Annotated in this window: 19 protein-coding genes; 14 read left to right on the forward strand and 5 right to left on the reverse strand. The window is 70.4% G+C overall.

The window, feature by feature from the left end; translation table 11 throughout:
• Positions 1-63: 63 nt before the first annotated feature.
• On the reverse strand, positions 64-2,493 hold the full coding sequence (locus AB0959_RS04525) for a SpoIIE family protein phosphatase (RefSeq protein ID WP_366824771.1): 2,430 nt from the start codon (positions 2,491-2,493) through the stop codon (positions 64-66).
• A gap of 338 nt (positions 2,494-2,831) precedes the next feature.
• Here AB0959_RS04525 and AB0959_RS04530 point away from each other — a divergent pair, with 338 nt between their 5' ends.
• The 4 genes from AB0959_RS04530 (at position 2,832) to AB0959_RS04545 (ending at position 6,879) form a co-directional block, all read left to right on the forward strand.
• The gene (locus tag AB0959_RS04530) at positions 2,832-3,497 is read left to right on the forward strand and encodes a hypothetical protein (protein ID WP_366824772.1); all 666 of its coding nucleotides are present in this window, start codon (positions 2,832-2,834) and stop codon (positions 3,495-3,497) included.
• A gap of 196 nt (positions 3,498-3,693) precedes the next feature.
• Positions 3,694-4,398 carry a DUF4142 domain-containing protein gene (locus AB0959_RS04535; RefSeq protein ID WP_366824773.1) on the forward strand — a complete coding sequence of 235 codons (705 nt, stop codon included), beginning with the start codon at positions 3,694-3,696 and terminating at the stop codon, positions 4,396-4,398.
• 389 nt (positions 4,399-4,787) lie between these two features.
• On the forward strand, positions 4,788-5,276 hold the full coding sequence (locus AB0959_RS04540; RefSeq protein WP_366824774.1) for an Asp23/Gls24 family envelope stress response protein: 489 nt from the start codon (positions 4,788-4,790) through the stop codon (positions 5,274-5,276).
• A 217-nt stretch (positions 5,277-5,493) separates the two neighbouring features.
• A complete protein-coding gene (locus AB0959_RS04545) occupies positions 5,494-6,879 on the forward strand; it encodes an FAD-binding oxidoreductase (RefSeq protein ID WP_366824775.1) in 1,386 nt (461 codons plus the stop codon).
• 31 nt (positions 6,880-6,910) lie between these two features.
• Here the strand turns inward: AB0959_RS04545 and AB0959_RS04550 are convergent, their stop codons facing one another.
• Together AB0959_RS04550 and AB0959_RS04555 are read right to left on the reverse strand one after the other, a co-directional pair.
• Positions 6,911-10,339 (reverse strand): hypothetical protein, encoded by a 3,429-nt coding sequence (locus AB0959_RS04550; RefSeq protein WP_366824776.1) that lies wholly within the window; start codon positions 10,337-10,339, stop codon positions 6,911-6,913.
• A gap of 157 nt (positions 10,340-10,496) precedes the next feature.
• Entirely contained in the window at positions 10,497-11,519 is a 1,023-nt protein-coding gene (locus AB0959_RS04555) for a LacI family DNA-binding transcriptional regulator (protein ID WP_366824777.1), read from the reverse strand.
• A gap of 291 nt (positions 11,520-11,810) precedes the next feature.
• Here AB0959_RS04555 and AB0959_RS04560 point away from each other — a divergent pair, with 291 nt between their 5' ends.
• From AB0959_RS04560 to AB0959_RS04600, 9 genes are all read left to right on the forward strand, one after another.
• Positions 11,811-15,101: a discoidin domain-containing protein gene (locus AB0959_RS04560; RefSeq protein ID WP_366824778.1), complete on the forward strand. Its 3,291-nt coding sequence runs from the start codon at positions 11,811-11,813 to the stop codon at positions 15,099-15,101.
• A complete protein-coding gene (locus tag AB0959_RS04565) occupies positions 15,098-16,594 on the forward strand; it encodes a family 43 glycosylhydrolase (RefSeq protein ID WP_366824779.1) in 1,497 nt (498 codons plus the stop codon). The genes AB0959_RS04560 and AB0959_RS04565 overlap by 4 nt, the downstream gene beginning before the upstream one ends.
• A 173-nt stretch (positions 16,595-16,767) precedes the next feature.
• Entirely contained in the window at positions 16,768-17,685 is a 918-nt protein-coding gene (gene ltnD, locus AB0959_RS04570; RefSeq protein ID WP_366824780.1) for an L-threonate dehydrogenase, read from the forward strand.
• 1 nt (position 17,686) lies between these two features.
• Positions 17,687-18,967, forward strand: a complete 1,281-nt coding sequence (otnK, locus tag AB0959_RS04575; protein WP_366824781.1) for a 3-oxo-tetronate kinase — start codon at positions 17,687-17,689, stop codon at positions 18,965-18,967.
• On the forward strand, positions 18,964-19,656 hold the full coding sequence (locus AB0959_RS04580; protein WP_366824783.1) for an aldolase: 693 nt from the start codon (positions 18,964-18,966) through the stop codon (positions 19,654-19,656). Before otnK ends, AB0959_RS04580 begins: the two co-directional genes overlap by 4 nt.
• Positions 19,657-19,707: 51 nt before the next feature.
• Positions 19,708-21,015 carry an MFS transporter gene (locus tag AB0959_RS04585; protein WP_366824784.1) on the forward strand — a complete coding sequence of 436 codons (1,308 nt, stop codon included), beginning with the start codon at positions 19,708-19,710 and terminating at the stop codon, positions 21,013-21,015.
• A 59-nt stretch (positions 21,016-21,074) separates the two neighbouring features.
• On the forward strand, positions 21,075-21,908 hold the full coding sequence (gene otnI / locus AB0959_RS04590) for a 2-oxo-tetronate isomerase (protein WP_366824785.1): 834 nt from the start codon (positions 21,075-21,077) through the stop codon (positions 21,906-21,908).
• Positions 21,905-22,927 carry a D-erythronate dehydrogenase gene (denD, locus tag AB0959_RS04595; RefSeq protein ID WP_366824786.1) on the forward strand — a complete coding sequence of 341 codons (1,023 nt, stop codon included), beginning with the start codon at positions 21,905-21,907 and terminating at the stop codon, positions 22,925-22,927. Before otnI ends, denD begins: the two co-directional genes overlap by 4 nt.
• Positions 22,928-22,952: 25 nt before the next feature.
• Positions 22,953-23,705, forward strand: coding sequence for a FadR/GntR family transcriptional regulator (locus tag AB0959_RS04600; RefSeq protein WP_366824787.1), 753 nt, complete (start codon positions 22,953-22,955; stop codon positions 23,703-23,705).
• Positions 23,706-23,713: 8 nt separating this feature from the next.
• Here the strand turns inward: AB0959_RS04600 and glpK are convergent, their stop codons facing one another.
• Both glpK and AB0959_RS04610 read right to left on the reverse strand, forming a co-directional pair.
• Positions 23,714-25,228: a glycerol kinase GlpK gene (gene glpK / locus AB0959_RS04605; RefSeq protein ID WP_366824788.1), complete on the reverse strand. Its 1,515-nt coding sequence runs from the start codon at positions 25,226-25,228 to the stop codon at positions 23,714-23,716.
• A 40-nt stretch (positions 25,229-25,268) separates the two neighbouring features.
• Positions 25,269-26,036, reverse strand: coding sequence for an IclR family transcriptional regulator (locus tag AB0959_RS04610; RefSeq protein WP_366824789.1), 768 nt, complete (start codon positions 26,034-26,036; stop codon positions 25,269-25,271).
• A 195-nt stretch (positions 26,037-26,231) separates the two neighbouring features.
• Here AB0959_RS04610 and AB0959_RS04615 point away from each other — a divergent pair, with 195 nt between their 5' ends.
• Positions 26,232-26,660 (forward strand): ATP-binding protein, encoded by a 429-nt coding sequence (locus AB0959_RS04615; protein WP_366824790.1) that lies wholly within the window; start codon positions 26,232-26,234, stop codon positions 26,658-26,660.
• Positions 26,661-26,739 lie beyond the last annotated feature (79 nt).

A 26,739-nucleotide genomic window follows, 5' to 3' on the forward strand; every position in this document is an offset into this window, starting at 1 on the left:
GGGACTTCATCTCAGTCACCCCGGCCGGGCGTGGGAGCGGGGCCGGGAAGCACTGATCAATGCTCACCATTGCCCGGTGGAGCCACAGGCGTTCGGGGGCGTCGTCTTCCGCTCCTCGTCGGGGATGGCCTGTTCGGCCCAGATGGTCTTGCCCGTGCGCGTGTGGCGGCTGCCCCAGCGCCGGGCCAGCTGGGCGACGAGCAGGAGGCCGCGGCCGCCCTCGTCGAAGGCGCGGGCGCGGCGCATGTGGGGAGCGGTGCTGCTGGAGTCCGAGACCTCGCAGATGAGTGTGGTGTCGCGGATCAGACGCAGCTGTACCGGGGAACCGCCGTAGCGGACGGCGTTGGTGACCAGCTCACTGACGATGAGTTCCGTGACGAAGGAGACGTCCTCCAGTCGCCAGGCGGCGAGTTGGTCGCAGGCCAGCTTGCGGGCTCGGGCGACGAACGTGGGGTCGGCGGGAATGTCCCAGGTGGCGACCTGATCGGCGTCCAGCGCGTGGGTCCGGGCCAGGAGCAGGACGACGTCGTCGGCGGGACGCTCCGTCAACAGGCTTCGCATGACTCCGTCACACGTCTCCTCCAGGGGACGGCCCTTGCCGCCGAGCGCCCGGCCGAGGAGGGCGAGTCCGTCGTCCATGTCGTGGTCGGGGGCCAGGACGAGGCCGTCGGTGTACAGGGCGAGCACGCTGCCCTCAGCGAGGTCGTACTCCGCGGTTTCGAAAGGCAGACCCCCGACACCCAGCGGCGGCCCGGCCGGCACGTCGAGGAACGTGGCGTCGCCGTCCGGGGTGACCAGGGCCGGTGGCGGGTGGCCGGCCCGCGCCATGGAGCAGCGGCGCGAGACGGGGTCGTAGACGGCGTACAGGCAGGTGGCGCCGATCTCGCCCGGGCTGTCGGCGTCCTCCTCGGCGCCGTCCGCCGTCGTCTCGGCGTCCAGGCGCAGGACGATGTCGTCGAGCTGTGTGAGCAGTTCGTCGGGAGCCAGGTCCACGTCGGCCAGGGTGCGAACGGCCGTGCGGAGCCGTCCCATCGTGGCGGACGCCCGCACACCGTGGCCCACCACGTCGCCGACCACAAGGGCCACTCTCGCCCCGGACAGGGGGATGACGTCGAACCAGTCGCCGCCGATCCCGGCACGGGAACTCGCCGGCTGGTAGCGGGACGCGATCTCGACGGCCGCCTGCCGCGGCGCGTGGTGGCGGAGGAGGCTGCGCTGCAGTCCGAGGGCGATGGTGTGCTCGCGGGCGTAGCGGCGGGCGTTGTCGACGCATACGGCGGCGCGGGCTGCCAGTTCCTCGGCGAGCAGCAGGTCGTCCTCGTTGAAGGGCTCCTGTGTGCGGTGGCGGGCGAGGACCGACAGCCCGAGAGTGACACCACGGGCTCGCAGCGGCACCGCCATCAGCGAGTGGATGCCATGGATCTCGATGCTGCGGGCACGCTCCGGTGAGCCCGCCGCCCACAGCTGCCGGGTGACGTCGTCGATCGTGTACAGCCGGGCCCGGCCCGTGGTCAGCGCCCGGCCAGGCGGCGAGGTCTCGTCGTAGGTGTGCCTGCTTCCGACCGGGATCACGGCTTCGGGGCAGCCTTCCAGCACGGAGCGCTGAGCAGTGCGGTGAAAGACCAGGCGCCCGGCGCCGGGCGAGGGGGGCGCCTCCTCCCCGGCCAGCACCGAGTCCAACAGGTCGACCATGACGAAGTCGGCGAAGTAGTCCGTGCACACCTCGGCGAGTTCCTCGGCGGTACGCGCCACGTCCAGGGTCGAGCCGATCCGGAAGCTGGACTCGTTGAGCATGCTCAGACGACGGCGGGCCAGGAACTGCTCCGTACTGTCCATCGCCGCCAGGCACATGCCCCGTACCTCGCCCGCTTCGTCCTTCAGGGGGCTGAGGGACACCAGCCACGCGTGCTCGCGGGTCTCGCCGGGCGCGTGCAGCCATGCCTCGTACGGCACCGTCTCACCCGTTCGCAGCACCCGCAGCACCGCGTCGGCGAGCCCCTCGAAGCCCGGCAGCAGTCGCCGCCCGTCGGCCGACTCCCCCACCCGGCGCCCGAGCAGATCCTTCTGGGGCCTGCCCATCACCTCCTCCATGGCGGAGTTCGTGGCGACGGCGAGCCCGTCCTGGCCGAAGAGCGCGACCGGAACGGGAAGCTGGTCCAGGGCCCACCGGCGTAGCCGCACGGCCGGCTCCGGCACCCTGGCCGTCAGGAACCACTGGGTCTCCCCTGCCGGGGCCACCAGCGGATGCGCCTCCAGCTCCAGCTCCACACCGTGACCGTCCCGATGCCGCGCGTGAACAGTGCCGCGCCAGTCGCTCGGCTCGGCGAGGCAGCGCCGGGCCGAGGCGGAGAGGCCGTCGGCCAGCAACTCGGCCGCCCGGCGGCCCAGCACCTCATCCGGCTCGTATCCGAGCAGACGACGGGCGCCGGCACTCCACGCGATGACCGACCCTCTGGCATCCACCGCGGCCGAGGCGACACCGTGCTCACCCATCGTTCCTTCTCTCCGCGCGATCGGAGCCGCCGTCAGTGAGCTCCCGGTCCGAGTGCACGGCATGGCTTCCAGGTTCATTGTGCGCCGGGCACTCCGCACGGCGCACGCGACTACGCAGGGTAGTCGCGCTCGAAGCGGTGTGTGGGGCTGTGTGGGGCAATGGGCGGCAGCGTACCTTCCGATCACCCAAGGAGGCGACGCCTCGGACGATCACGTTCGTCGGGAGCAGCACCGACCGAGGTTCCCGAGCGCGCGTGCCTCACTTGTGGAGCAGGTGCCGGGCCGTGGTGAGTAACATCCCTCGTCAACAGCACAGTCCTTCGGAGAAGGGAACCGCCATGACCGAGACGGCATCGGAGACCACCGACATCAAGGCGCAGTACACCGCCCAGGTCGCCGCGGATCTCGAACGCAACGCCAAGGAGCAGGATCGTCTTCGCGGGGAGATCGACGCCTTGCAGGACCAACTCGAGGCGCTGCGGCAGGACCACACCGTGCTGCTGGACATGCGGAAGGCACTCGGCGCTGCCACCACGTCAACACCCGCTCCCTCCGCCGAGGACGTCGTGGCACCGTCCGTGCCCCGCCAGAAGACCGGCGCCAAGCCGAAGGCCGACAAGAAAGCCCCCGCCAAGAAGGCCGGTTCCCCACGAGGCGGCAAGACGGCCAAGGCTTCGGCCAAGGCATCGGCCACGGACTCAGCCACGAACTCGGCCACAGCCGCGAAGGCGGCCAAGCCGACGCTTGTCGAGCTCATCCGCCGTCACCTGAACGAACAGAACGAACCGCGCTCCGCCGCTGAAGTCGCCACCGCCCTCAGCCAGAGCCACCCCGACCGCCGCATTCAGACCAACGTCGTGCGCACCACCCTCGAAGGCCTCGTCGCCAAGAGCCATGCGCAGCGCGCCAAACAGGGTTCCTCCGTCTTCTACACCACCCCGGACGCCCAGGAATCCACCGCACGGTCCGGGGACGACGCGGAGCCGGAACAGGCGGGCGAGTGAACGCGCTGGTGATTGCCCGTCACTTCGCCGGTCACCTCGCTCATCACCTCCCACGTCACTTCGCATGTCACTTTGCTTGTCCTTGAACACAGCCGCAGCCTGATCCGTACCTCTTCCTGCGTGCCGTGCCAGCCGCAACAGGTGTCCACTCCTACCCCCTGGAGGAATCACTCTTCTCACTTGAGCGGGAGACCACATGCACGAGAACCGACACGCGGTACCCACGCGGACATCGGCACGGACGATCGCGATCATTGCCGTGGCGTGCGCCGTCGTCGTAGGCGTCGTCATCGCCATCAGGGCCGGTGGCGAGGCCTCGGCCAGCCCGACAGTCGCGGGCCAGGCGCAGCACGCCGGCGGGCATGCCGTCGACGCGGGCGGCGCCGGGCAGGCCGGGACCGCCCAGAACAGCACGGACGACCTGACCGTCACGGACGTCGACCGCGAGTTCCTGGTGAAGGTCCGGCAGGCCGGCCTGTGGGAGATCCCCGCCGGCCGGCTCGCCCAGACCCACGCCTCCAGCGAGGCCGTCAAGCGCGCCGGGGACCACCTGCTCGACGGTCACAGCAAGCTCGACCAGCTCGTGCGCGAGGACGCCGAGATCCTGGATGTCGAGCTCCCCAACGAGGCCACCGAGGAACAGCAGGACTGGGTCCGGCAGTTGAAGAACGCGCAGGGGGAAGAGTTCGACCGGCTCTTCGCCAACATCCTGCGTGCCTCGCACGGCAAGATCTTCGCCACCATCGCCGAGGTCCGGGCCGCCACCCAGAACGACCTCGTTCGCCGCCACGCCCGGCAGGCCAACCAGACCGTGATGGACCACATGGAGGTCCTGGAGGACACCGGCCTCGTCGACTCCTCGACCTTCGAAGAGGTCGAGGAGGCCGTCGCCCCCAAGTAAGGGCTCCCAGCGGCCGACCGTTCAGATCGGACCCCCCAAGGGATCAGCCGCCGTCTCACCGGCGCGCTGGAACCACCGCCACTCTATTTTGCACTGTGCAATAATCGGGTTCGGGGGAAGCCGAGCTGACGGTCGGCCGCTGCCTGGCGCCCAGGAGTGACACCGGCACGGTTACGCGGCAAGGGCGGCACGCCGACCGTCAGCGAGTCTCCACCCATCACCCCGCCCCGGCGATCATCACCATCGCGGATCGGCAGCACTCATCCACCGGCGCACACCGGTCACCAGACCCCGACTGCCCGATATGCGCCTTTTACCCTTTACTTCTCATTGAGCTAGGTTGGTGGAGAGAGGCTTGTGAACTTGCCCAAGATCGCGAGGTGACTGCCATGTCGGAGACCAGGGATCGCGCCGCCAACACGCCGACGAGATCGCGGGACGGTAAGGGAACGACACTCCAGGGCCGCAAGGGGACCGACGTTCCTCCGGGGATGCGCGGAGACGTCACTGTCGCGGACAGGGTCGTAGCGAAGATCGCCGGCATGGCCGCCCGTGAGATCCCCGAGATCCACAACCTCGGCGGAGGGATGGCCAGGGCGTTCGGAGCGGTGCGCGACCGTGTGCCTGGTAGCGGCGGCGACGTCACCCAAGGGGTGAGCGTGGAGGTCGGAGAGCGTCAGACGGCGGTGGACCTGGACGTCGTGGTCGAGTACGGCGCCTCCATCGCCGACATCACCAGGGACGCGCGCGCCAATGTCGTCAACGCCGTGGAACGCATGACCGGCCTGGAAGTCGTGGAGGTGAACATCGCGGTCGACGATGTGCACCTGCCGGACGAGGAAGAGGAATCCGGGCAGGGCGAGCGGCGCGTTGCCTGATCGGGGCGCGTGTTGACGATCGCGTGTTGACAAGCATCGGATCGACCTGGGCCAGCGGGTGGCGCACAGCGCACACCCGGTGGCCCAGGTGCGCGTAACGGGCGCGCATAACACCCGGACATCCACTCCATCAGGATCGACGCGTACGGCCCTCTCAGACGCGTACGGCCCGCTCGCGGGACCACGTGGCGTCTTCGCCGGGCCCCAGGAGATCGCCATGGAAAGTGCAACGCTGGAAGCGATGCGGACCGAGCTGCGCGGGCCCGTCATCAGTGAGCAGGACACCGAGTACACCGAGGCCCGCAAGATCTACAACGCGATGATCGACAAACATCCCGCCGCCCTCGTGCCGTGCAGGGACGCCGGCGATGTCATCAGCGCGCTCGGCTTCATTCGCGACAACGGTCTGGAACTCGCCGTCCGGGGCGGCGGACACAGCGGCCCCGGCCTCTGCCTGGTGGACGGAGGCGTCACCATCGACCTGTCGCCGATGCGCTGGGTGCGTGTCGACCCCGTGGCACGGACCGCCGAGGTCGGGGGCGGCAGCCACATCAGCGACCTCGACCACGCCACTCATGCCTTCGGACTGGCCACACCCACCGGCATCATCTCGATGACGGGTGTCGGGGGTCTGACCCTCGGCGGCGGCCACGGTTACCTCACCCGCAAGTACGGCCTGACGGTGGACAACCTGCTGGCAGCCGACGTCGTGCTGGCCGACGGCAGCTTCGTCACCGCGAGCGAGACCGAACATCCGGACCTGTTCTGGGCCCTGCGGGGCGGCGGCGGCAACTTCGGCATCGTGACCTCCTTCACCTACCGGCTCCACCCGGTGGACACCGTGGGGGTCGGGATCACCGTGTGGCCGGTCGAGCGGACCCGCGAGGTGCTGACGTGGTACCGCGACTTCCTCCCTCGGACCCCCGAGGACGTCTACGGCTTCTTCATGCTCTTCACCGTCCCGCCCGGCCCGCCGTTCCCCGAAGAGCTCCACGGGCGGAAGGCATGCGGCATGGTGTGGTGTCACACGGGTGACCTGGGCCGCCTCGAGCAGGATCTCGCGGTCGCACACGAGCCCGGGCCGCCGGACTTCCACTTCACGACGCCGATGCCCTACCCCGCCCTGCAGGGCCTGTTCGACGAAGTGATCCCCACCGGGTACCAGTGGTACTGGCGCGGCGACTTCTTCGACCGCATCGACGACGCCGCCATGGACGTGCACCTCCAGTACGGCCGGAACCTCCCCACCCCGCTCTCGCTGATGCACCTCTACCCGGTCGACGGGGCGGTCCACCGGGTGGGCCGCGACGACACCGCGTGGAGCTACCGGGACGCCATGTGGTCCGGCGTGTTCGCCGGTGTCGACCCCGACCCGGCCAACGCCGCGCCCATCAAGCAGTGGTGCGTCGACTACTGGGAGGACATGCACCCCTACTCCATGGGCGGCTCCTACGTGAACTTCATGGGTGAGGGTGAGGGACAGGAGCGCGTCCGGGCCACCTATGGGGACCACTACGACCGGCTCGCACAGATCAAGCGGACGTACGACCCGCACAACCTGTTCCACGTCAACCAGAACATCAGCCCGGCCCGACAGCGTTGACGCCGGGGCACCCTCAGCCGGTCGAAGCAGCTCACTCCGACTCGGTCATCGTCTTGTACGCCTCGTGGCGCACATCGGGATGCGGGTGTCCGCGCAGCAGGCGCAGCAGCGAGCGCCACTCCTCGGGCCAGCCGAGGTGGATGCCCGCTCTCGTCACGAGACCGGTCGCCAGCAGGCCCGTGGTGGAACCGCCGTGCCGGGCCAGCCGCTCGGCCTCGGTCAGCATGGTCCCGGTGTACCGGGGCATTGCGCGGTGCGCCCAGGACGTCTGCAGCCGGCCAGTGGTGTGCAGCGTGACGGTCACCCCGGCTTCCTCCAGGGTGTCCACCAGGTCTCGCAGGCGTTCCGCGAGCGTGGCCGGCTCCGCGGTGGGGTCGACCAGCCGGGCCAGCAGGTCGGCGCGTTCGGCCACCAGCAGCGGTTCGGGCGCCAGTTGCCGGGCGACCGCTTCGAGTACGTCGGGGCGCGCGTCCTGGTGGGAGCTCAGGGTCAGCAGGGCCCGCAGGCGTTGCAGCGCCGGCAGGTCCCGGTCCTGCAGCGCGTCGCAGCCGCCGTCGGGCCGGTGCATCGCGTCCAGCAACTCGGCCACCGCCCCGTGGAACACACTGCCCGGTGCGGCGCCGCCCAGCGGATGCGGCAGCTCGGAGACGGCCAGGTCACACAGCACCCACGCCGCGAACCGCCAGTGCGCGCGGCTGTCGAGGTCGCAGGCGGTACGCGACAGCCGGACAGCCAGGTCGGGGGCGCAACGCGACCACACGCCCACGGCTCGCAAGGGGCCGTAGCTCGCGAAGCCGTCGACCGAGCCCAGGAAGCTGTCGTACGCCTCGCCGACCACAGCCGCGTACCGGCGGCGGTGGGCGTCGGCCAGCTCCCAGGGGGTGACCTCCAAGAGTGCCTCCAGTACGGGCGGCGCGTCGTCGCGGGCGGCGTCGTGGAGGAGGGGCCAGGCCTCGGGCACGCCGAGCAGCGGTGGCAGCGCACGGACGACGGCGGCTCGCACGTCCGGGTGGTGGTCGGGTGCGTGGAAGGCGCCCGCCAGCAGGGACACCGCCTGCCGCGGCGGCAGAAAGCGGGCCGCGAGCCGTGCGGCCTCCTTGCGGGAGGTCACCTTCGCGGCCGGCTCACCGGTCAGCAACGCACCCAGGGCGACGGCGAGTCGGGACGGGGCGGCGAAGCGTGCGGCACGTGACGCCGCGTACACCGCGACCCGGGCCCGATCGCTGCCCTCCTCCTTCAGCAGCACCGGCAGGGTGTCCTGGGGCCGGTCGGTCCAGGGCAGCGCGCCGAGCGCCGCCTCGGCGACGAGCACCTCCGCGTCGTCCTTGTGCTTCAGCGCCAGGGCGTACCCGAGCTCCGGGACGGCGGCTGCCTCCCGGATCAGGGCGGCCCGGTCGTCGAGCGGAAGCGTGTCGTCCGCGGCTGCCTGCCCGGCGAGTCGTGCCGCGGCGCGCTGCTGGCGGGGCAGCCAACGGGCGCTGTCACGGAGGTCCGGCAGCGGGCGCCGGGCGCCGGGTACCAGGAAGCGGCCGTACGGCGGGGAGTCGTCGAGGAGAGCGTCCAGCAGATCCGTGCGCCGTCGGGTCAGTACCCGCCGCACGGGTGGGAGGAGCACCGCCGACGGTTCGAGCTCGACGATCCTGGCGACCCGTTCGTCGCGGGTCGCCGGTGCGGCCAGCCACAGCTCGGCTGCCGCCTGGAACGTCGCATCGTCGCCGCGTTCCAGGGCCGTGGCCAGTCTGTCCTGCAGCTCGGGCATCCGGCGGGCGCGCGGTCCCAGCGCGCCGGCCAGCCCCAGCAGCAGCCGGAAGTCGGCCCGCCCGGCCCCGGCGTCGAGCCATGGGCGGAGGGCCTCGAACACCTGGTGTTCCTGGCCCCGGCGCAGGGCGCGATGCAGGGGGCCGAAGTCGGGTACGCCGACCCGGGCCGTGATCCGCTCCAGGGCGCGCAACGCCCAGGACCGCAGGGGTGTTTGGTCGTCCGTGGCATGTTCGACGTCCGTGGCGTGTTCGATGTCCGTGGCGTGTTCGACGAGCACACGCACGGCGAGCGTGCACAGCGCCGCCAGGCTGTCGGCCGATGCGTCCCGTGCCTCCAGGGCGTCGGCGGCGATCCGGTCCAGCGGCGCGGCGTCGTCGGGACCGAACAGCCGCGGATGCACTCCGGCGAGCGCGTCGAGCGCCGCGGCGCGTACCGGGTCCTGGTCGTTGCGCAGGCGCCCGGCCGTGGCCAGCAGCTCCGTGATCGCCTCGCGGCCGCCGTCCCGGGCGGCGCACGCCACGAGCAGCGGCCAGGCCAGGGCCCGGTCGTCGGCGTCGGGTCTGCGGACGGCGGCGAGCAGTTCGGAACGCGCCTCGTCGAGCGGGCCGTGGGCGAGGGTGTCCAGGTCCTCCCACCAGTTCCAGGTCTCACCGGTGAACGCGGCCGCCGCGCGCCGTACTTCGGCCCAGCGGCGCTCGCGGGGCAACAGGTGGAGAACGCCCAGAGCCGGCTCGTCGCGGGCGCTGTCCCTGGTGACGGTGTCCAGGAACTCCGGGCGCCGACCGGGGGCCATGGCCGCGAGCAGTGCGGCGAAGTGGCCGGGGCGGTGCAGCCAGTGACGGCCCAGTGCGGGCAGCGACTCGGGCGCGGCTCGTACCAGTCTGCGCATGACTCCCGGCGGCGGTACCGGCTCGTGGCGCGCTTCCTGGCGGCCGGGGGAGGTGATCCAGCGGACCAGACGCTCGGCGTCGGCGGTGACCAGGGGGCCGAGTCCGCTGGTCAGCGCGGGCGGAAGGCTGTGGGGGCCATGGCGCTCCAGCAGGGTCAGTACCCGCTCGGGGCGCAGCGACGCGAGTGCCGCGACCGTCGTGGCGTTCAGGCGCCACCACTCCTCGCCCGGCTCTCCGCCGGCCCGGTCGGCCAGGGTGGTCTCGGCGTGGTCCAGCACCGGGTCGGGGTGTCGGGTCGCGAGCCTCGTCCAGTTGTCGACGGCGTGGGCGAGGCCGGGCAGTTCCCGGGAGACGAAGGGGGTGGAGCAGGCCGGCAGCAGCCGCGCGGCCTCGGCGTCGCCCCATTCCGTGCGGAGCCGCACCAGCAGCCGCTCCGCGAGTGCGGTACGGCCGCCGGAGGCGAGCAGGCGCGCCAGCCGCTGTCGCAACGCGGCCGGTGCGTCGTCGTACGCCGCCTCCACCGCCAGGTCCGGTACGGGCAGGACGCGTGCGGCGCGCAGCGCGTACCCGGCGACGACGGGGTCGGGGTCGGCCAGCCGCTCCGCGAGGAACCCGGCCTGCCCTCCGACGAGCGCCGCCAGCGCCGCGAGCCGCCGCTCGTACGGCCCGCGTGCGTCCAGGTCGTCGAGGAGCGGAGCGAGGTGACCGTCGTCCGCCAGTCGGCGGGCGGTCCTCGCGGTCAGGGCGAGGCGTGCGGGGAACGGCAGCGGTTCAAGTGCGGAGAGCAGGTGCTCCGCGGTGGTCGGCATCCGGCGATTGTGCCCGGGAGGATCCGCGGGTGCGATCGATTATTTGTGCGGACCGCGCGTCGGCAACTGCCGTGACGAAAGGCATCACTGACGCGTCGTCACCGAGAACGCCGTGCAGAGGGCATCGCCACTGAGTACGTCACCACTGAGGGCACCGTCACTGAGGCATCGTCGAGTCACGGATCGTCAGGCTGCAGGGCATCCGGTGCACTCCCGAGGCGGCCCGGCCGTCGATGGCGGCGAACAGATGCTGGGCGGCCGTGCGGCCGAGGACTTCGAGGTTCATGTCGACGGTGGTCAGCGGTGGCCTGGTCTCGGCGGACAGGACCTCCCAGTTGTCGTATCCGACGACCGCCACGTCGTCGGGCACCCGGCGGCCTCGCTCACGGACCGCCTCGACGAAGCCCGCGGCGATCTGATCGCTTCCGCAGAACACGGCGTCGGTCTCCGGGTCGCCGGCGAGCACGATCTCGGCCGCCTGCCGCCCCCAGCGCCGCGACCACGCGCCGAAGAGAGCCTGGCCGCCGCAGAGGCCGAGTCCCGCTTCCTCCAGGGCCTCGACGGTGCCGACCGCCCTGTCCTGGGCGGCCCGGTAGTGGGTGGGCCCGGTGATGTGGGCGATGCGCCGTCTGCCGACGGTCAGCAGGTGCTGGACCGCGAGGCGGGCCCCGCCCACGTCGTCGGGCACGAACGAGACGTCCTGCGGGTCGTCGGAGGGCGCGTAGGCGTAGACGACGGGCACGGGCAGGTCGAGGCTGATGGACGGTCGTGGATCGGTGCTCTCGCCGACCACGATGATCCCGTCGACGCGTCGGGCCAGCAGGGTGCGGAGGTAGTGCCGCTCCCGGATGGCGTCCCCGCGGGCGTCGCAGAGCAGGACGGCCATCTCCCCCGCGCCGAAGGCGTCTTCCGCGCCGAGCAGCACGGGGATGCCGAAACGGCCGACGCTGTCGCTGGTGAGCAGCCCGACGGTGCGGGTCTGACCCGAGATCAGGCTCTGGGCGAGCGCGTTCGGCTGGTAGCCGAGTTCCTCGGCCGCCCGCAGGACGCGCTGCAGGGTCTCGGCGCGGACCTGGCTCCGGCCGTTGAGCGCCTTGGACGCGGTCGCGATCGACACCCCCGCGTGTGTGGCCACGTCGGTGATCGTGGTCGCGCGTCGTCGCCGGGAGTCCATCGTCATCGCCGCGGGAAGTCCATCGTCACGAAAACCTTTTCTGCCAGGGACACCGATTCGTCTCAGGCGCTGCCTGCCCTGCTGCGCCTCGACTCCACCTCACCGTAGGCCGGAAAGCCCTTGCCTCGTAAGGGGCTGCGAGGGCCGGTGAGGGCCAGTGAGGGCCTGTTAAGAGATGCGGCGTGCCCTCGTGTCTATTGACAGTGCTGAAGCCCGCCTCTACGTTGCGAAAACCTTTCAGGTCAGCCTCATTAGCTCATGCATGTCAGGGACACGACATAGCAAGGGGAGCCTTCGATGAGAAGACCGCACCTCCTCCTGGTACGACGCCGGCGCACGAGGTGCCTCCTCGTCGCCCTGGTGCTCAGCGCCTGTTCCCTCGTCACCGCGACCCCGGCGGCCGCCGCGCAGACCATCGGTTTCCCCACCTTCAGCGGCCCCGCGATCCCGGCTCCGCCCGCCGCGTACACACCGGGCGACATGATGCGGACCATCTACGACGCGGAGAGTTCGGGAACCGACTTCTGGATGGACCGCCTGCTGGCCCGCTCCGGCAACGACCCCGCCGGTTCCTGGCTGATGAGCCGGGGCCGGGCGCTCTTCATGAAGGAACACGATCCCTCCAAGCTCGGGTTCGGCGGCAAGGTCGCCTACTGGGAGAGCATCAACGACAGCAGCGCCTACACGGTCGCGATCAGCCCGGGCACCTTCACGGAGCAGGTCTCCCAGCGCTGGCAGGCGCCCAGCCACTGGAAGAGCGTGCACACCAGCGGCTCGGTCACGGTCAGCCAGACGAAGTTCATCACGGACAACAACGTCGCGGTGACCAACCTGTCGATCAAGAACAACGGGTCCGGTTCCACCACGCTCCAGTTACGGGCGACCTCCCCGTACGCCACCACGGGCACCGGCAGCGAGCTGACCGGTCAGGTGAACGCGTACAACAACCTCACCACCATCCGCCCTCGCCTGACCGGCGACGGATTCACCGTCTCCAGCGGCGGACTCAACCGGTCCGTGACGATCGCGGCCGGCGCCACGGTGACCGCCAAGGTGGTGATGGGCTTCGTCACGGACGAGATCCCGGAGTCGCTGACCGAGTACAACGCCTACGCGGGCTACTCGAACGCCACCGCCTTCGCCACCCACGTGCGGGCCTACAACCGGTGGTGGGCGCAGAACGTGCCCTACATCGACGTGCCCGAGCCGGCCATCAAGAAGAGCATCTACTACCGCTGGTGGCTGATGCGCTTCAACAACCTCGACGCCGACATCCCCGGGCAGACCTTCCAGTTCCCGACGTCCACCGAGGGCGTCCTCGGCTACAACAACGCGATCGCGCTCACCCAGCCCATGCACATCGACGACCTCAAGTACCTGCGCAACCCGGCCTACGCGTACGGGGACTGGCTGAGCGTCGGCCAGACCTCCAAGGGCGGCCGGTTCCTCGACAACCCGGGTGACCCGGAGAACTGGTCCAACAGCTACACGCAGTACATCGCCGAGGCGGCCTGGAAGAGCTACCAGATCCACGGCGGCCAGCCGGGCATCGCCGCCAACCTGGCCCGCTACGCGGAGGGCGACGTCAAGGGCCAACTCGCTTATTACGACCACGACAACAACAAGCTCATCGAGTACGACTGGGGCGCCCTGACCGGCAACGACGCCGACGCGGTCTCCTTCCACTGGAAGCCCGGCAACATGGACCGCGCCGAGTCCGCCTACCAGTACAGCGGCGCCCTCGCCGCCGCGCAGGCCTACGAGGCGACCGGCAACACGGCCAAGGCCACCGAGATGCGCACGCTCGCGAACCAGATCAAGGACGCGATCGTCAACGTGCTCTGGAACCCGAACCGGCAGTTGTTCGAGCACCGGCTGAAGTCGACCAACGAGTGGGTGCCCTGGAAGGAGATCAACAACTACTACCCGTTCTCGGTCGGAGCCGTCCCCAACACCGCGACGTACAAGCAGGCCCTGCGCCTGTACGACGACCCGGCCCAGTACCCGGTGTTCCCCTTCTACACGGCCAACCAGGCCGACAAGAAGGCGGCGGCCGACGCCGGGAACCCGGGCTCCAACAACTTCTCCACCATCAACTCCACCGTCCAGTTCCGGCTCTACTCCTCGGTGCTGCGCAACTACCCCAACTCCTGGATGAGCGCGACCGACTACAAGAAGCTCCTGTACTGGAACGCCTGGGCACAGTACATCGGCGGCAACACCCAGTGGCCCGACGCCAACGAGTTCTGGGCCGACTGGAACGGCAGCAGCATCAACTACCGTTCCTGGATCCACCACAACATCCTCGGCAGCAGCAACTGGACCGTGATCGAGGACGTCGCCGGGCTGCGGCCCCGCAACGACGCGAAGGTCGAGCTCTCCCCCATCGACATCGGCTGGAGTCACTTCACCGTCAACAACCTCCGCTACCGGGGCGCCGACCTGACCATCGTCTGGGACGACCCGGCCGACGGCGTGGTGCGCTACCCCGGCGTCCCGGAAGGGTACTCGATCTACGTCAACGGCACCCGGGCCGCCACCGTCAACTCGCTGGTGCCCTTCACCTGGGACCCCGCCACCGGTGACGTCACCACGAACGGTACGGTCACCCACCACACGGCCATCGCCGGGCTGAAGGCACCCAACCAGGTCGTCCAGGACAGTCCCCAGATGGTCGACATGCTCGCCAAGGCGGGCGTCGACCTGACCGCCGACCTCACCAACCTCGCCTCCGGGGCGACCGTGTCCGCGTCCCACACCGGATCCGGCAGCGCCGTCTCCGGCGCCGTCGACGGATACCCCACCAACGAACCCTTCTGGGGCGCCGGAGGCTCCGCCAACAGCCAGGACTGGTACGAGCTGAACTTCGGCACCACCCGCACGCTCAACGAGGTGCGCCTGTACTTCAAGGACAGCCGGCCGGCCAGTTCCACCTACCGGGCGCCGGCCACGTACACCATCCAGTACCACAACGGCAGTTCATGGGTGGACGCACTCAGCCAGACGAAGAGTCCGGCCGCGCCACGTGCCAACTACAACCTGGTGCGGTTCCCCGCGATCAGCGCCCAGCGCGTCAGGGTCCTGGCCACCAACGCCTCCGGAGCCAAGACGGGCCTCACCGAGGTCAAGGTGTACAACCGGGGCGGCGCCCAGCCACCGGCCAACCTGGCGACGTCCGCGACGGCCTCCGCCTCGTACACCTCCTCCTGGGAGAGCGTCACCGCCGTCAACGACGGGATCGACCCGCCGTCGTCGAACGACACCGTGAACCCGCGCTGGGGCACCTGGCCGGAGACCGGGCAGCAGTGGGCCGAGCTGACGTGGCCGTCGGCGAAGACCGTCGACAAGGCGGACGTCTACTTCTTCGACGACGACCAGGGCATCGACATGCCCGCCTCGTGGAAGCTGCAGTACTGGAACGGCAGCGCCTACGTCGACGTGCCCGGTGCGAGTGGCTACCCGCTGGCCAAGAACCAGTACAACACCGTCACGTTCAGCGCGACGAACACCACGCGCCTGCGTGTGCTTCTCACCAGCAACGGCACCAACTCCGTCGGCCTCCTCGAAGCAAAGGTGTACGGCCCGTGACTCGTTCCAGATGCCTGTCCGCGATGCTCGGCGTCCTCACCATGGTGGTCGCCTTCCTGGCGGCGCCGCCCCCCGCTGCCGCCGCCGTCACGTTCACCTCGACGGGGGTGAACCAGAACGGCGGCAACTGCCTTGACCTGCCTGGCGGTTCGTCGGCCGACGGAACGCAGCTGCGTGCGTTCTCGTGCGGTTCCGGAGCCAACCAGAACTTCGGCTTCGCTCCTGTCTCCGGGGCGAGCGACACGTACACGATCACCACTCAGTCCGGTCGGTGTGTCGACGTGTACGGGGCGTCCGCGGCGGACGACGCGGTCGTCATCCAGTGGCCCTGCCACGGCGGGACGAACCAGCAGTGGCGACTCACGCCGGTGTCGGTGAGCGGAACGGACAAGACCTTCAACCTGGTCTCCGTCAGCTCCGGCAAGTGCGTGACGCCGAGCGGCGGTTCGTCGGCCTCGAACACCAACCTGGTGCAGCTGCCGTGCGGTACCGCGAACGGCAGGGTCTGGCGGCTGCCCGGCTTCACCGGCGGCGGCACGGGGGCGAAGACCTTCACCAACCCGCTCTCCCAGCGCGGGCCCGACCCCTGGCTCACGTACTACGACGGGTACTACTACCTCGCCACCACGACCTGGAACTCGACGATCACCATGCGCAAGGCGAGCACACTGGCGGGGCTCGCCACGGCCACCGACCAGGTGATCTTCAATCTCACCCGGCCCAACGGGGCGGGCACGATGTGGGCTCCGGAGTTCCACCTGCTCGACGGTCCCAACGGCAAGCGCTGGTACTTCTACTACACGGCCGGGCGCGAGCCGTACGACCTGGGTACGCAGCGGATCCATGTGCTGGAGAGCGCCGGGCTGGACCCGATGGGCCCGTACAGCTTCAAGGCCGACCTGCTCGACCCGACCCAGGACAACACCTGGGAGCTGGACCCGAGCATCCTCCAACTGAACGGCAAGCTCTACCTGTTGGGCACCTACTACAACGGCTCGCAGCCCATGTTCATCCGGCCGCTGTCGAACCCGTGGACCGCGAGCGGAACCCGCCGGGTACTGTCCACCCCGACCTACAGCTGGGAGACGGTGGGCGGCGCGGTCAACGAGGGCGCCGAGGTCCTCCAGCGGGGCGGCAAGACGTTCATCATCTACTCCGCCAGCCACTGTTCCACGCCCGACTACAAGCTGGGGATGCTCACCTACAACGGTGGCGACCCGCTGAGCTCCTCCTCCTGGGTCAAGTCACCGAACCCGGTCTTCCAGAGGTCCAACGCCAACGGCGTGTACGGGCCCGGCCACAACGGCTTCTTCAAGTCGCCGGACGGTACCGAGGACTGGATGGTCTACCACGCCAACAGCTCCGCGAGCGGCGGCTGTGACATGAACCGGTCCACCAGAGCGCAGAAGTTCACCTGGAACGCCGACGGCACACCGAACTTCGGCACACCGGTGGCTCTCGGTGTCTCGCTGCCGTCTCCGTCCGGGGAGTAGCGGGGGTAGCGGGAGTAGCGGGGGTAGCGGGGAGTAGAGCAGACGTGGGCGGGGCATCGGCGCGACGCCCCGCCCACGCCGATGTGACGCACATCACAGCACACCTTTCCACATCCTCAGGTCATCATATGACCTGATCTCCACGACGCCAGCAGGGCAGGACGAGGATGGGCATGAACGATCAGGACAGGACCGCACGGCCGCGTGTGGGTGTGGTGGGACTGGGAGCCATGGGTCTCGGCATGGCCCGCAGCCTGCGGAACGCGGGCTATGACGTGGGGGTCCACGACCTGCGGCCGGAGGTGGCCGCCGACTTCGCGCGGGAGGGCGGGAGGGCCTTCGCCTCCTGCGGAGAGCTGGCGGCCACGGTCGACGTCCTGGTCGGCGTGGTGGTCAACGCGGCGCAGGTCGAGTCCGTGCTGTTCGGCGCCGACGGGGCAGCCGACCGGCTCCGTGAGGGCGCCGTCTTCGTGATGTGCTCCACGGTCGACCCCCACTGGTCCGCCGCGTGCGAGGAACGCCTGGCCGAGAAGGGTGTGCGCTACCTCGACGCCCCCATCTCCGGTGGCGCCGTGCGTGCCGCAACCGGCGAGCTCACCATGATGACGTCGGGCTCCGCCGCGGCGTACTCACTCGCCGACCCGGTGCTCGACGCCATGAGCGGCACCGTCTACCGCCTGGGAGACCGGGCCGGACTCGGCTCGAAGGTCAAGATCGTGAACCAGCTGCTCGCGGGGGTGCACATCGCCGCGGCCGCCGAGGCGATGGCCCTCGGCATCAAGGCCGGGGTTCCCGCCGAGGCGCTCTACGAGGTCATCACGCACAGCGCCGGGAACTCATGGATGTTCGAGAACCGCATGGCCCACGTGCTCGCCGGTGACTACACGCCGCTGTCCGCGGTCGACATCTTCGTCAAGGACCTCGGGCTCGTGCTGGACTCCGCCAGGCCGGAGCGCTTCCCGCTGCCGCTCGCCGCCACCGCGCACCAGATGTTCCTCCAGGCGTCGGCGTCCGGACTGGGGGCCGAGGACGACAGCGCGGTCATCAAGATCTTCCCGGGGGTCGACCTGCCCAAGCCGGTGGAGGCCTGACATGACCATCCGACTCGGGTGCGTCGCCGACGACTTCACCGGCGCCACGGATCTCGCCAACAACCTGGTACGCGCGGGCATGCGCGTGGTCCAGCTGATCGACGTACCGCCGGCCGGGGCAGAGCGGGACATGGACGCGGATGCGGTGGTCATCGCCCTCAAATCACGTACTGCCCCGGCCGCCGACGCCGTCGAGGCGTCCCTCCAGGCACTCGCCTGGCTGCGCTCCATGGGCGCCGAGCAGATCTACTTCAAGTACTGCTCGACCTTCGACTCGACACCGGCGGGCAACATCGGTCCGGTCACCGACGCGCTGATGGACGCGTTGGGCACCGACTTCACGGTGGCGACGCCCGCGTTCCCCGACAACGGGCGCACGGTCTTCAAGGGCCATCTCTTCGTCGGCGACGTGCTGCTCAGCGACAGCGGCATGCGCCACCACCCGCTCACCCCGATGACCGACTCGAACCTCGTCAACGTCCTCGGCGCGCAGACCGCGCGACCGGTCGGTCTGATCGACCACACGGTCGTCGCCGGCGGCGCGGAGGCGATCAGGGCCCGCATCGCGTCCCTGCGCGAGGACGGCGTCGGGATGGCCGTCGTCGACGCGGTCTCCAACGACGACCTCGTGCGCCTGGGTGCGGCGGTCCGGGAACTCCCCCTGGTGACCGCCGGTTCGGGCCTGGCGATCGGCCTGCCCGCGAACTGGGGGTTCAAGCCGTCCCGCGCCGCCGCCCAGCTGCCGCCGCCCGGGGGCCACCGGGCCGTCGTCTCGGGATCGGTCTCCGTCGCCACCAACCGTCAGGTTCTTGAGTTCCTGCGCGGTGGCCGACCCGCCTTCAGCGTGGACCCGTTGCGTGTCGCGGCAGGAGAGGACGTGGTCGGCCAGGCCCTGGCCTTCTCCGAGTCGCATCTCGCCGACGGTCCGGTCCTCATCTACTCCACCGAGTCGCCCGACACCGTCCGGACCGTCCAGGGCCGCCTCGGCGCCGCCGAGGCCGGTGAGCTCGTGGAGCGGACGCTCGCCCGCATCGCGCGGGGGCTCGTGGACCGTGGCGTGCGGCAACTCGTCGTGGCGGGCGGCGAGACCTCGGGGGCGGTCGTCCAGGCGCTCGGCGTCACCGGGCTCCGGATCGGACCGCAGATCGACCCCGGTGTGCCGTGGTGCGCCGCGGCCCTGCCCGGCGGAGACACGCTCCACATCACGCTCAAGTCCGGCAACTTCGGCGGACCCGACTTCTTCACCGCCGCGTTCGCCCTCCTGGACGAGGAGACCTCATGACCCGGGACACCACCACTGAGGAACCCCATGGCGAGGCCGTCGACGAGGCACGTCGCGAGATCGTCCGCGTGGGCACGAGTCTGTTCGCCCGGGGCTACGTCCACGCCAGCGCCGGCAACATCAGCGCCAAGGTCGGCGACTCCCATCTGATCACGCCCACCGACGCCGCCCTGGGGTTCCTCGAACCCGACCGCCTCGCGCTGGTCGACGCCGGTGGCGAGCAGATCGCGGGCGACCGCGCCAGCAAGACCCTCACGCTCCACCGGCGTATCTACGCGGCCGACCCCGCCGCACGATTCGTCGTCCACACCCACTCCACGCACCTCGTCGGGCTCACCCTGGCCGGCGTGTGGAGCGAGGACGACGTGCTCCCGCCCATCACGCCGTACTACGTGATGAAGGTCGGGCACGTCCCGCTCATCCCCTACCACCGGCCCGGCGACCCGCGCGTGGCCGACCTGGTGACCGCCCGCATCGCCGAACACGCGGCGAGCCGTACGCCGATCAGGGCCGTGCTGCTCGACCGGCTGGGCCCCGTGGTGTGGGGCCCCGACGCGGCCACCGCTCTCGCCGTCCTCGAAGAACTCGAGGAGACGGCACGTCTCTGGCTCCTGACAGACCGTCGCCCCGAGCCGCTCCCCTCCCCCGCGCTCGACGAACTGAGGTCGGTGTTCGGCGCCGCGTGGTGACCCGCTCCCCACCCGTCAGAGAAGTCCCCAGAGCCGCACAGAAGGATCGCCATGCCCATGCCCGTTACGGCGTCCGACGTCCCCGCCCTCGACCAGGAGAACGCCGTCTTCCGCAAGGTCGTACGACGTATCGTCCCCTTCCTCATCCTCTGTTACGTCGTCTCGTACCTCGACCGCGTCAACGTCGGCTTCGCGAAGCTGCAGATGTCCGACGACCTCGGGTTCAGCGAGGCGGCGTACGGCCTCGGCGCCGGTCTGTTCTTCATCGGCTACTTCCTCTTCGAGGTCCCCTCGAACCTGATGCTGCAGCGCGTCGGGGCCCGCGCCTGGATCGCCCGGATCATGATCAGCTGGGGTCTGGTCTCGGCGTCGTTCGTGTTCGTCACCAACGAGGCGATGTTCTACGTCCTCAGGTTCCTCCTCGGTGCCGCGGAGGCGGGGTTCTACCCGGGCGTGATCCTGTACTGCACCTACTGGTTCCCGTCCCACCGCCGTGCCCGGGTGATCGCGATGTTCATGTCCGCGATTCCGGTGGCCGGCATCTTCGGCAACCCGCTCTCCGGCTGGATCATGGACACGTTCCAGGGGGTGCGCGGCTGGGAGGGCTGGCAGTGGATGTTCCTGCTGGAGGCGATACCCGCCCTCGTCATCGGTGTGGTCACCCTGTTCTACCTCGACAACAGCGTGCGCGCCGCGAAGTGGCTCACCGACGAGGAGAAGGCCGTCGTCGAACGGGCGATCGCCGAGGACTCCGCCCACCAGACCGTGCACGGCCGGGTCTGGGACGCCTTCCGTGAGCCCAAGGTGTGGCTGATGTGCCTCATCTACTTCTGCTTCGTCATGGGGCAGTACGCCCTGACCTTCTGGATGCCCACGTTCGTCGAGTCCACCGGCATCGAGGGCAACCTCGCGATCGGGGTGCTCAGTGCCGTGCCGTTCCTGGCCGCGCTCGTCGCGATGAACCTCTTCGGGCGGTCGGCGGACAGGCGCCGTGAGCGCCGCTGGCACCTGATCGTGCCCAGCCTCATGGGCGCCGTCGGCTTCTCCCTGGCGGCGGGCTGGACCGGCTCGACCGTGCTGTCCCTGACCGCGCTCTCCTTCGCCGCGGCGGGCGTGCTGACGTGCGCGCCGCTGTTCTGGTCGCTTCCCACCGCGTTCCTCGGGGGCACCGCCGCGGCGGTCGGTCTCGCGGCGATCAACTCGGTGGGCAACCTCGCCGGCTTCGTCGGCCCCTACATGATCGGCGCGCTCAAGGACTCCACCGGCTCGACCTCGATCCCGATGTACGTCCTCGCGCTCAGCCTCGTCGTGGGCGCCGCCGCCGTGCTCACCACCGACAAGAATGTCGTCAACCGCTGACCGAACCGCCCAGTCCACCGACACAGTCCACTGACCGGGAACATCCTTCAGGAGCCAGCATGCCGAGGTTCGCCGCGAACCTGTCCATGATGTACACCGAGCACGACTTCCTCGACCGCTTCGCGGCGGCCTCGGCGGACGGCTTCTCGGCCGTCGAGTACCTCTTCCCCTACGCGTACGACGCCACCGAGCTCCGCCGCCGGCTCGACGACCACGGCCTGAGGCAGGTGCTCTTCAACGCGCCTCCCGGACTGTGGGACTCCGGGGAGCGCGGGATCGCGGCGCTGCCCGGCCGTGAGGCGGAGGTGCGCTCCGGGATCGCCCGGGCCCTGGAGTACGCGGCCGTGCTGGACTGCCCGCGCGTGCATGTGATGGCCGGGCTCGTATCGCCGGACGCGAGCCCGAAGGAGCGTGCCGAGCACCGCGACACCTACCTGGCCAACCTCGCCCGGGCCGCCGAGCAGGCCGCCGCGGCGGGCGTCGACATCCTCATCGAGCCGATCAACGGCCGCGACATGCCGGGCTACTTCGTGAACCGGCAGGCGGAGGCGCACGACGTCGTGCGGGAGGTGGGCGCCGCGAACCTCAAGGTGCAGCTCGACCTCTACCACTGCCAGATCGTCGAGGGCGACCTGACCACGACCCTGCGCCGTGACCTGCCGACCGGGCGGGTCGGGCATCTCCAGATCGCGGGGGTGCCCGACCGTCACGAGCCCGACCTGGGTGAGCTCAACGTGGGCCATCTGTTCGGCGTCGTCGACGAGTTGGGCTTCGACGGCTGGATCGGCTGCGAGTACCGCCCCCGTGCCGGTACGAGCGAGGGGCTCGGCTGGCTGAACGACTACCGAGGAAACGACCACCGAGGGAACGACCACCGAGGAGACAACGCATGAGGATCGTCATCACGGGTGGCTTCGGCTTCCTGGGACGACAGGTCGCCGGCGCACTGCTCAGGACGCGGACGTTCCGTGGTGCGCCGATCGACCGCCTGGTGCTCGCCGACCGGATCGTGCCGGCCGACGCGCGGGCGGTGGCCGACCCGCTCGTGGAGGTCGTGCGGGGCGACCTGGTCGACCGGCTCGACGAGCTGTTCGCGGAGCCGGTGGACGTACTGATCCATCTCGCCGCCGCGGTCTCGGCCGAGTGCGAGGCCGACTTCGACCTCGGTATGAGCGCCAACCTGGACACCACCCGCGCGCTCCTCGAAGCGGCCCGGGCCCAGTCGGCGGCCGGTGGACCGATGCCACGCGTGGTGTTCTCCAGCAGCGTGGCGGTCTACGGTTCCGACCCGGCGCTCCCGCTGCCGCCCGTGGTCAGCGAGTCGACGCTGCCCACGCCGCGATCGAGTTACGGGATCCAGAAACTGGTCTGCGAGCAGCTGATCGCGGACTACACCCGCCGTGGTTTCGTGGACGGGCGCGTCGCCCGCCTGATGACGGTGTCGGTGCGGCCTGGCAGGCCGAACGCGGCCGCCTCCGGCTTCCTGTCCGGCATCGTCCGCGAGCCGCTCGCGGGCCTGCCGGCCCTCTGCCCCGTGCGTCCCGACCTGCGGGTGGCCCTGGCCTCGCCACGACGAACGGTCGCAGGGATCCTGCGCGTCGCGGAAGCCGAGCGCGGCGCCGGGAAGGGGCGGCTCGACGGCGGACTGCCGGTCAACCTTCCGGCCCTCACGGTCTCGGTCGCCGAGATGCTCTCCACGCTGCGGCAGGTGGCCGGCGACAGCGTCGCCGACCTGGTGACGATCACGCCCGATCCCGGCGTCGAGGCCATCGTGGGCTCCTGGCCCTCCGTCTTCGACAACACGCGCGCCGCCGCGCTCGGCCTGGAGCCCGATCCGAGCTTCGCATCGGTGGTACGGGAGTACATCGACGACCACCCCGACGCCGTCCTGGCCGGCACACCAGGCCTCTAGGAAGCAGGTCTATAGACTGACAACCATGTTTTCCAAGGTGAGCGGTCCCGTCCGGCTCGCGGACCAGGTCGCCGCGCTGCTCTCGGAGGAGATCGAGTCGGGGCGGCTGGCCGAGGGCGACCAACTGCCCACCGAGGTGGCGCTGGTCAAGCAGCTGGGTGTCAGCCGCACGGTGGTCCGCGAGGCCCTGTCGCGGCTCCGCAACGCGGGGCTGGTCGAACCGCGCCAGGGTCTCGGCGTGTTCGTCCTGCCACGCCGCACCCGCCCGCTCGACCTGGAGGCCGAGGCCGCCGACACCAAGGCCAAGGTGCTGCAGATCGTGGAGGTCCGCCGCGGCATGGAGGGCGAGGCGGCCTATCTCGCCGCCACCCGCGCCACACCCCACGACCTGACCCATATGCGTCAGGCCCTGGACACGATCGACTCGGCGGTCGGGTCCGGCGGCGACGGCGTGGACGAGGATCTCGCCTTCCACCGGTCCATCGCCGAGTCGACCGGGAACACGGTGATGGTCGCGACGGTGCGCTATCTGGGCGAGGTGCTGCGCGGGGGCATCCGGGTCACGCGGGCGAACGAGGCACGACGGGACGACTTCATCGAGGCGGTCCGGCAGGAGCACCACGCCATCCTGGCCGCCATCGAAGCGGGGGACGCCGAGGAGGCCCGCGCCGCCGCTCGCCGTCATCTGCGGCATGCGGCCTCCCGGCTCCAGGACGCGGACGACGGGTTCTGGACGCGGACCGAGGACGTCGACGTGGACCTCGACGCCGCCCCCTGATCCTTGGCTCAGGGGGGTTTCGGTGAGGTGACCCACCCCAGTGACCTCTCGACGGCTCGCTGCCAGTTGTCGTACTCCGACTCCCGCCGCCCGGGGTCCATGTCGGGCAGCCACTGGGCGGCCCGGTGCCAGTTGCGGCGCAGGACCTCCAGGTCGGGCCAGTAGCCGGCAGCGAGCCCGGCGGCGTAGGCGGCTCCCAGGGAGACCGTCTCGGCGACCATGGGCCGCACCACGGGCACGTCGAGCACGTCGGCCACGAACTGCATGAGCAGGTTGTCCGCCGTCATGCCGCCGTCCACCTTGAGCTGCCTCAGCGGGACCGAGGAGTCGGCGTTCATGGCGTCGACGACCTCGCGCGTCTGCCAGCCGGTGGCCTCCAGGACGGCCCGGGCCAGATGCCCCTTGGTGATGTAGGAGGTGAGGCCGACGACGACACCGCGTGCGTCGCTGCGCCAGCGGGGCGCGAACAGTCCGGAGAAGGCGGGGACGATGTAGCAGCCGCCGTTGTCCTCGACGGTCAGCGCGAGGGTCTCGATCTCCGGCGCGCTGCTGATCAGTCCCAGACGGTCACGGAACCACTGGACCAGCGAGCCCGTGACGGCTATAGAACCCTCCAGGGCGTAGACCGGGGGCTGGTCCCCGATCTTGTACCCGACGGTCGTGAGGAGGCCGTGCCGGGAGGGCACGGCGTCGGTGCCGGTGTTGAGGAGCAGGAAGCTGCCGGTGCCGTACGTGCACTTCGCCTCGCCCGGGGAGAAGCAGGTCTGGCCGAACAGAGCGGCCTGCTGGTCGCCGAGGGCTGCCGTGATGCGCACACCGGGGACGACCGAGCGGGCCTCGCCGTACCGCTCGGCGGACGACCGGATCCCGGGCAGCATGGCGCGGGGCACCCCGAAGAACGACAGGAGCTCCTCGTCCCAGGTGAGCGTACGGATGTTCATCAGCATGGTGCGGCTCGCGTTGGTGACGTCGGTGATGTGCAGGCCGCCGTCCACGCCCCCGGTGAGGTTCCAGATCAGCCAGCTCTCCATCGTGCCGAACAGCACCTCACCGTCCCTGGCACGCTGTTCCAGCCCGTTGACATGGTCGAACAGCCAGCGGATCCGCAGCGCCGAGAAGTAGGTCGAGGGGGGAATGCCGCACCGTTCGAGGAAGAACTCCTCTCCGGGGCGCTTCTTGAGTTCCTCGACGAGCGGTGCCGTGCGGGTGTCCTGCCAGACGATCGCCCGTCCCAGCGGTACGCCCGTCCGCCGGTCCCAGAGCACCGTCGTCTCGCGCTGGTTTGCGAGACCCACGCCTGCCACGTCGTCCACTCCGGCACCGGCGTCGGACAGGGCCTCGGGCACGATGCGCCGCAGGTTGCGCCAGATCTCGACGGCGTCGTGCTCGACCCATCCGGGCCTGGGGAAGTGCTGCTGGTGCGCCCGCTGGACGACGGACACCATCCGCCCGTGGTGGTCGAACAGGATGCATCGGGTGGAGTTGGTGCCCTGGTCGATGGACAGTACGTACCGTTCAACCATGATCGGGTCTGCCTTCCGAGGTGTCGGGGAGGCGGTGGGACTACCAGCGAGTCGCTCCCAGGTCTCTGGAGATCGCCCGCGCGGCCTCGCGGAGCAAGGTGATCAGATGGGGCCGGGGCCGGCCCTGGCCGTGGCAGACCCTCTCGATCGGGCCGGACAGTCCGATGGCGCCCACCACGAGGCCGCCGTGTCCCCGGATGGGCGCGGCGACGGCGGCCTCCCCCATGCTCATCTCCTGGACCTCGGCGGCCCATCCGACGTCGCGGATCTCGGCGAGTGCCCGGTTCAGCTGCTCCGGGGTGGCCAGGGTGTGCCGCGTGTAGGCCTCCAGCCCGGACTCCAGGGCCGAATCGAGGGGCGCGGTCCCGAAGGCCAGCAGGATCTTGCCGAGCGAGGAGGCGTGGAGCGGCAGCAGCGAGCCGACGTCCAGGGTCTGCAGGGTGTCGTCGGGGCGGAACACGTGGTGGACGACGAGGACCCTGCCCTCCAGGGGTGTGCCCAGGCGGACGGCCTCCCCGCTGCGGGCGGCGAGGGCGTCGGCCCAGTTGATGGAGCGCGACCTCAGCTCGTTGACGTCGAGGTAGCTGGTTCCGAGGTGCAGCAGGGCGGCCCCGAGCTGGTACTTTCCGGTCGCGGCGTCCTGTTCCACGAAGTCCACGTGCTGGAGTGTGCGCAGAATGCCGTGGGTGGTGCCCTTCGCGAGTCCGAGTGAGGCCGCCACCTCGCCGAGTCCGAGCCGACGCGGTCCCCCGGCGAGCAGACGCAGGATCGCCGCCGCCCGTTCGATCGACTGGACCGGTCCGGCCATGAGGCGAGCCTATTACCGCCATGGCGGTAACGCGTGACGGACAGGTGGGGCCGGGGCCGAGGGAGGAACGCGACGTTCGGCAATGGCGACCGACGTTCATTGACCCGGCCCCGCGGTGCTGCCTAGCGTGCGATGTGGCCCGGCACAGCGCGCTGAGGCCCGCGACCGGCGGACAGCGCTCACCCGGAGGAGGGCATGATGGCGGTACAGCTCAATACGAGGCTGGGGGACAGGGTCGAGCACGTCTGTACCCTGCCGCCCGCCCCTGGGGCCGTCTCGGCCGTGCGCCGGCGGGCCGGAGCGGTGCTCGCCCACTGGAACGTGTGCCCGCAGATCGTCGAGGACTCGCTCCTGGTGGTCTCGGAGCTGCTGACCAACGCAATCGTCCACGCCCTGCCCCCGGCGGTACTGCGGCTGGCCTGGGCACGGAGCGAAGGGCTCGGCACCCTGCGCGTCGAGGTCACCGACGCGGGACCCGTCCGCCCGAGGGGGCAGGCGCCGGAGGGGATCGACCCGGACGAGCACGGCCGGGGCGAGGAGATCGTCCACGCACTGGCCACCCGGCACGGCATTCACGTCCACGCCGGCGGGGTGACCCGCTGGGCCGACCTCGTCACGGCATGAGCGTGCGCCGGGCACGCGGCGCGGACAAGGACCAGGACTAGAGACCAGGGCCAGGGCCAGGGCACCAAGAGGGGACAGC

This window comes from Streptomyces sp. NPDC046862 (assembly GCF_040704615.1).
Lineage (GTDB): Bacteria > Actinomycetota > Actinomycetes > Streptomycetales > Streptomycetaceae > Streptomyces.

Coding starts and splice junctions, on each gene's coding strand:
- AB0959_RS04550 (WP_366824776.1), bottom strand. CDS start 10,339: ATGCCGACCACCGCGGAGCACCTGCTCTCCGCACTTGAACCGCTGCCG.
- glpK (WP_366824788.1), bottom strand. CDS start 25,228: ATGGTTGAACGGTACGTACTGTCCATCGACCAGGGCACCAACTCCACC.
- ltnD (WP_366824780.1), top strand. CDS start 16,768: ATGAACGATCAGGACAGGACCGCACGGCCGCGTGTGGGTGTGGTGGGA.
- denD (WP_366824786.1), top strand. CDS start 21,905: ATGAGGATCGTCATCACGGGTGGCTTCGGCTTCCTGGGACGACAGGTC.
- AB0959_RS04615 (WP_366824790.1), top strand. CDS start 26,232: ATGATGGCGGTACAGCTCAATACGAGGCTGGGGGACAGGGTCGAGCAC.
- AB0959_RS04585 (WP_366824784.1), top strand. CDS start 19,708: ATGCCCATGCCCGTTACGGCGTCCGACGTCCCCGCCCTCGACCAGGAG.
- otnI (WP_366824785.1), top strand. CDS start 21,075: ATGCCGAGGTTCGCCGCGAACCTGTCCATGATGTACACCGAGCACGAC.
- AB0959_RS04555 (WP_366824777.1), bottom strand. CDS start 11,519: ATGACGATGGACTCCCGGCGACGACGCGCGACCACGATCACCGACGTG.
- AB0959_RS04540 (WP_366824774.1), top strand. CDS start 4,788: ATGTCGGAGACCAGGGATCGCGCCGCCAACACGCCGACGAGATCGCGG.
- AB0959_RS04560 (WP_366824778.1), top strand. CDS start 11,811: ATGAGAAGACCGCACCTCCTCCTGGTACGACGCCGGCGCACGAGGTGC.
- otnK (WP_366824781.1), top strand. CDS start 17,687: ATGACCATCCGACTCGGGTGCGTCGCCGACGACTTCACCGGCGCCACG.
- AB0959_RS04535 (WP_366824773.1), top strand. CDS start 3,694: ATGCACGAGAACCGACACGCGGTACCCACGCGGACATCGGCACGGACG.
- AB0959_RS04545 (WP_366824775.1), top strand. CDS start 5,494: ATGGAAAGTGCAACGCTGGAAGCGATGCGGACCGAGCTGCGCGGGCCC.
- AB0959_RS04525 (WP_366824771.1), bottom strand. CDS start 2,493: ATGGGTGAGCACGGTGTCGCCTCGGCCGCGGTGGATGCCAGAGGGTCG.
- AB0959_RS04580 (WP_366824783.1), top strand. CDS start 18,964: ATGACCCGGGACACCACCACTGAGGAACCCCATGGCGAGGCCGTCGAC.
- AB0959_RS04530 (WP_366824772.1), top strand. CDS start 2,832: ATGACCGAGACGGCATCGGAGACCACCGACATCAAGGCGCAGTACACC.
- AB0959_RS04600 (WP_366824787.1), top strand. CDS start 22,953: ATGTTTTCCAAGGTGAGCGGTCCCGTCCGGCTCGCGGACCAGGTCGCC.
- AB0959_RS04610 (WP_366824789.1), bottom strand. CDS start 26,036: ATGGCCGGACCGGTCCAGTCGATCGAACGGGCGGCGGCGATCCTGCGT.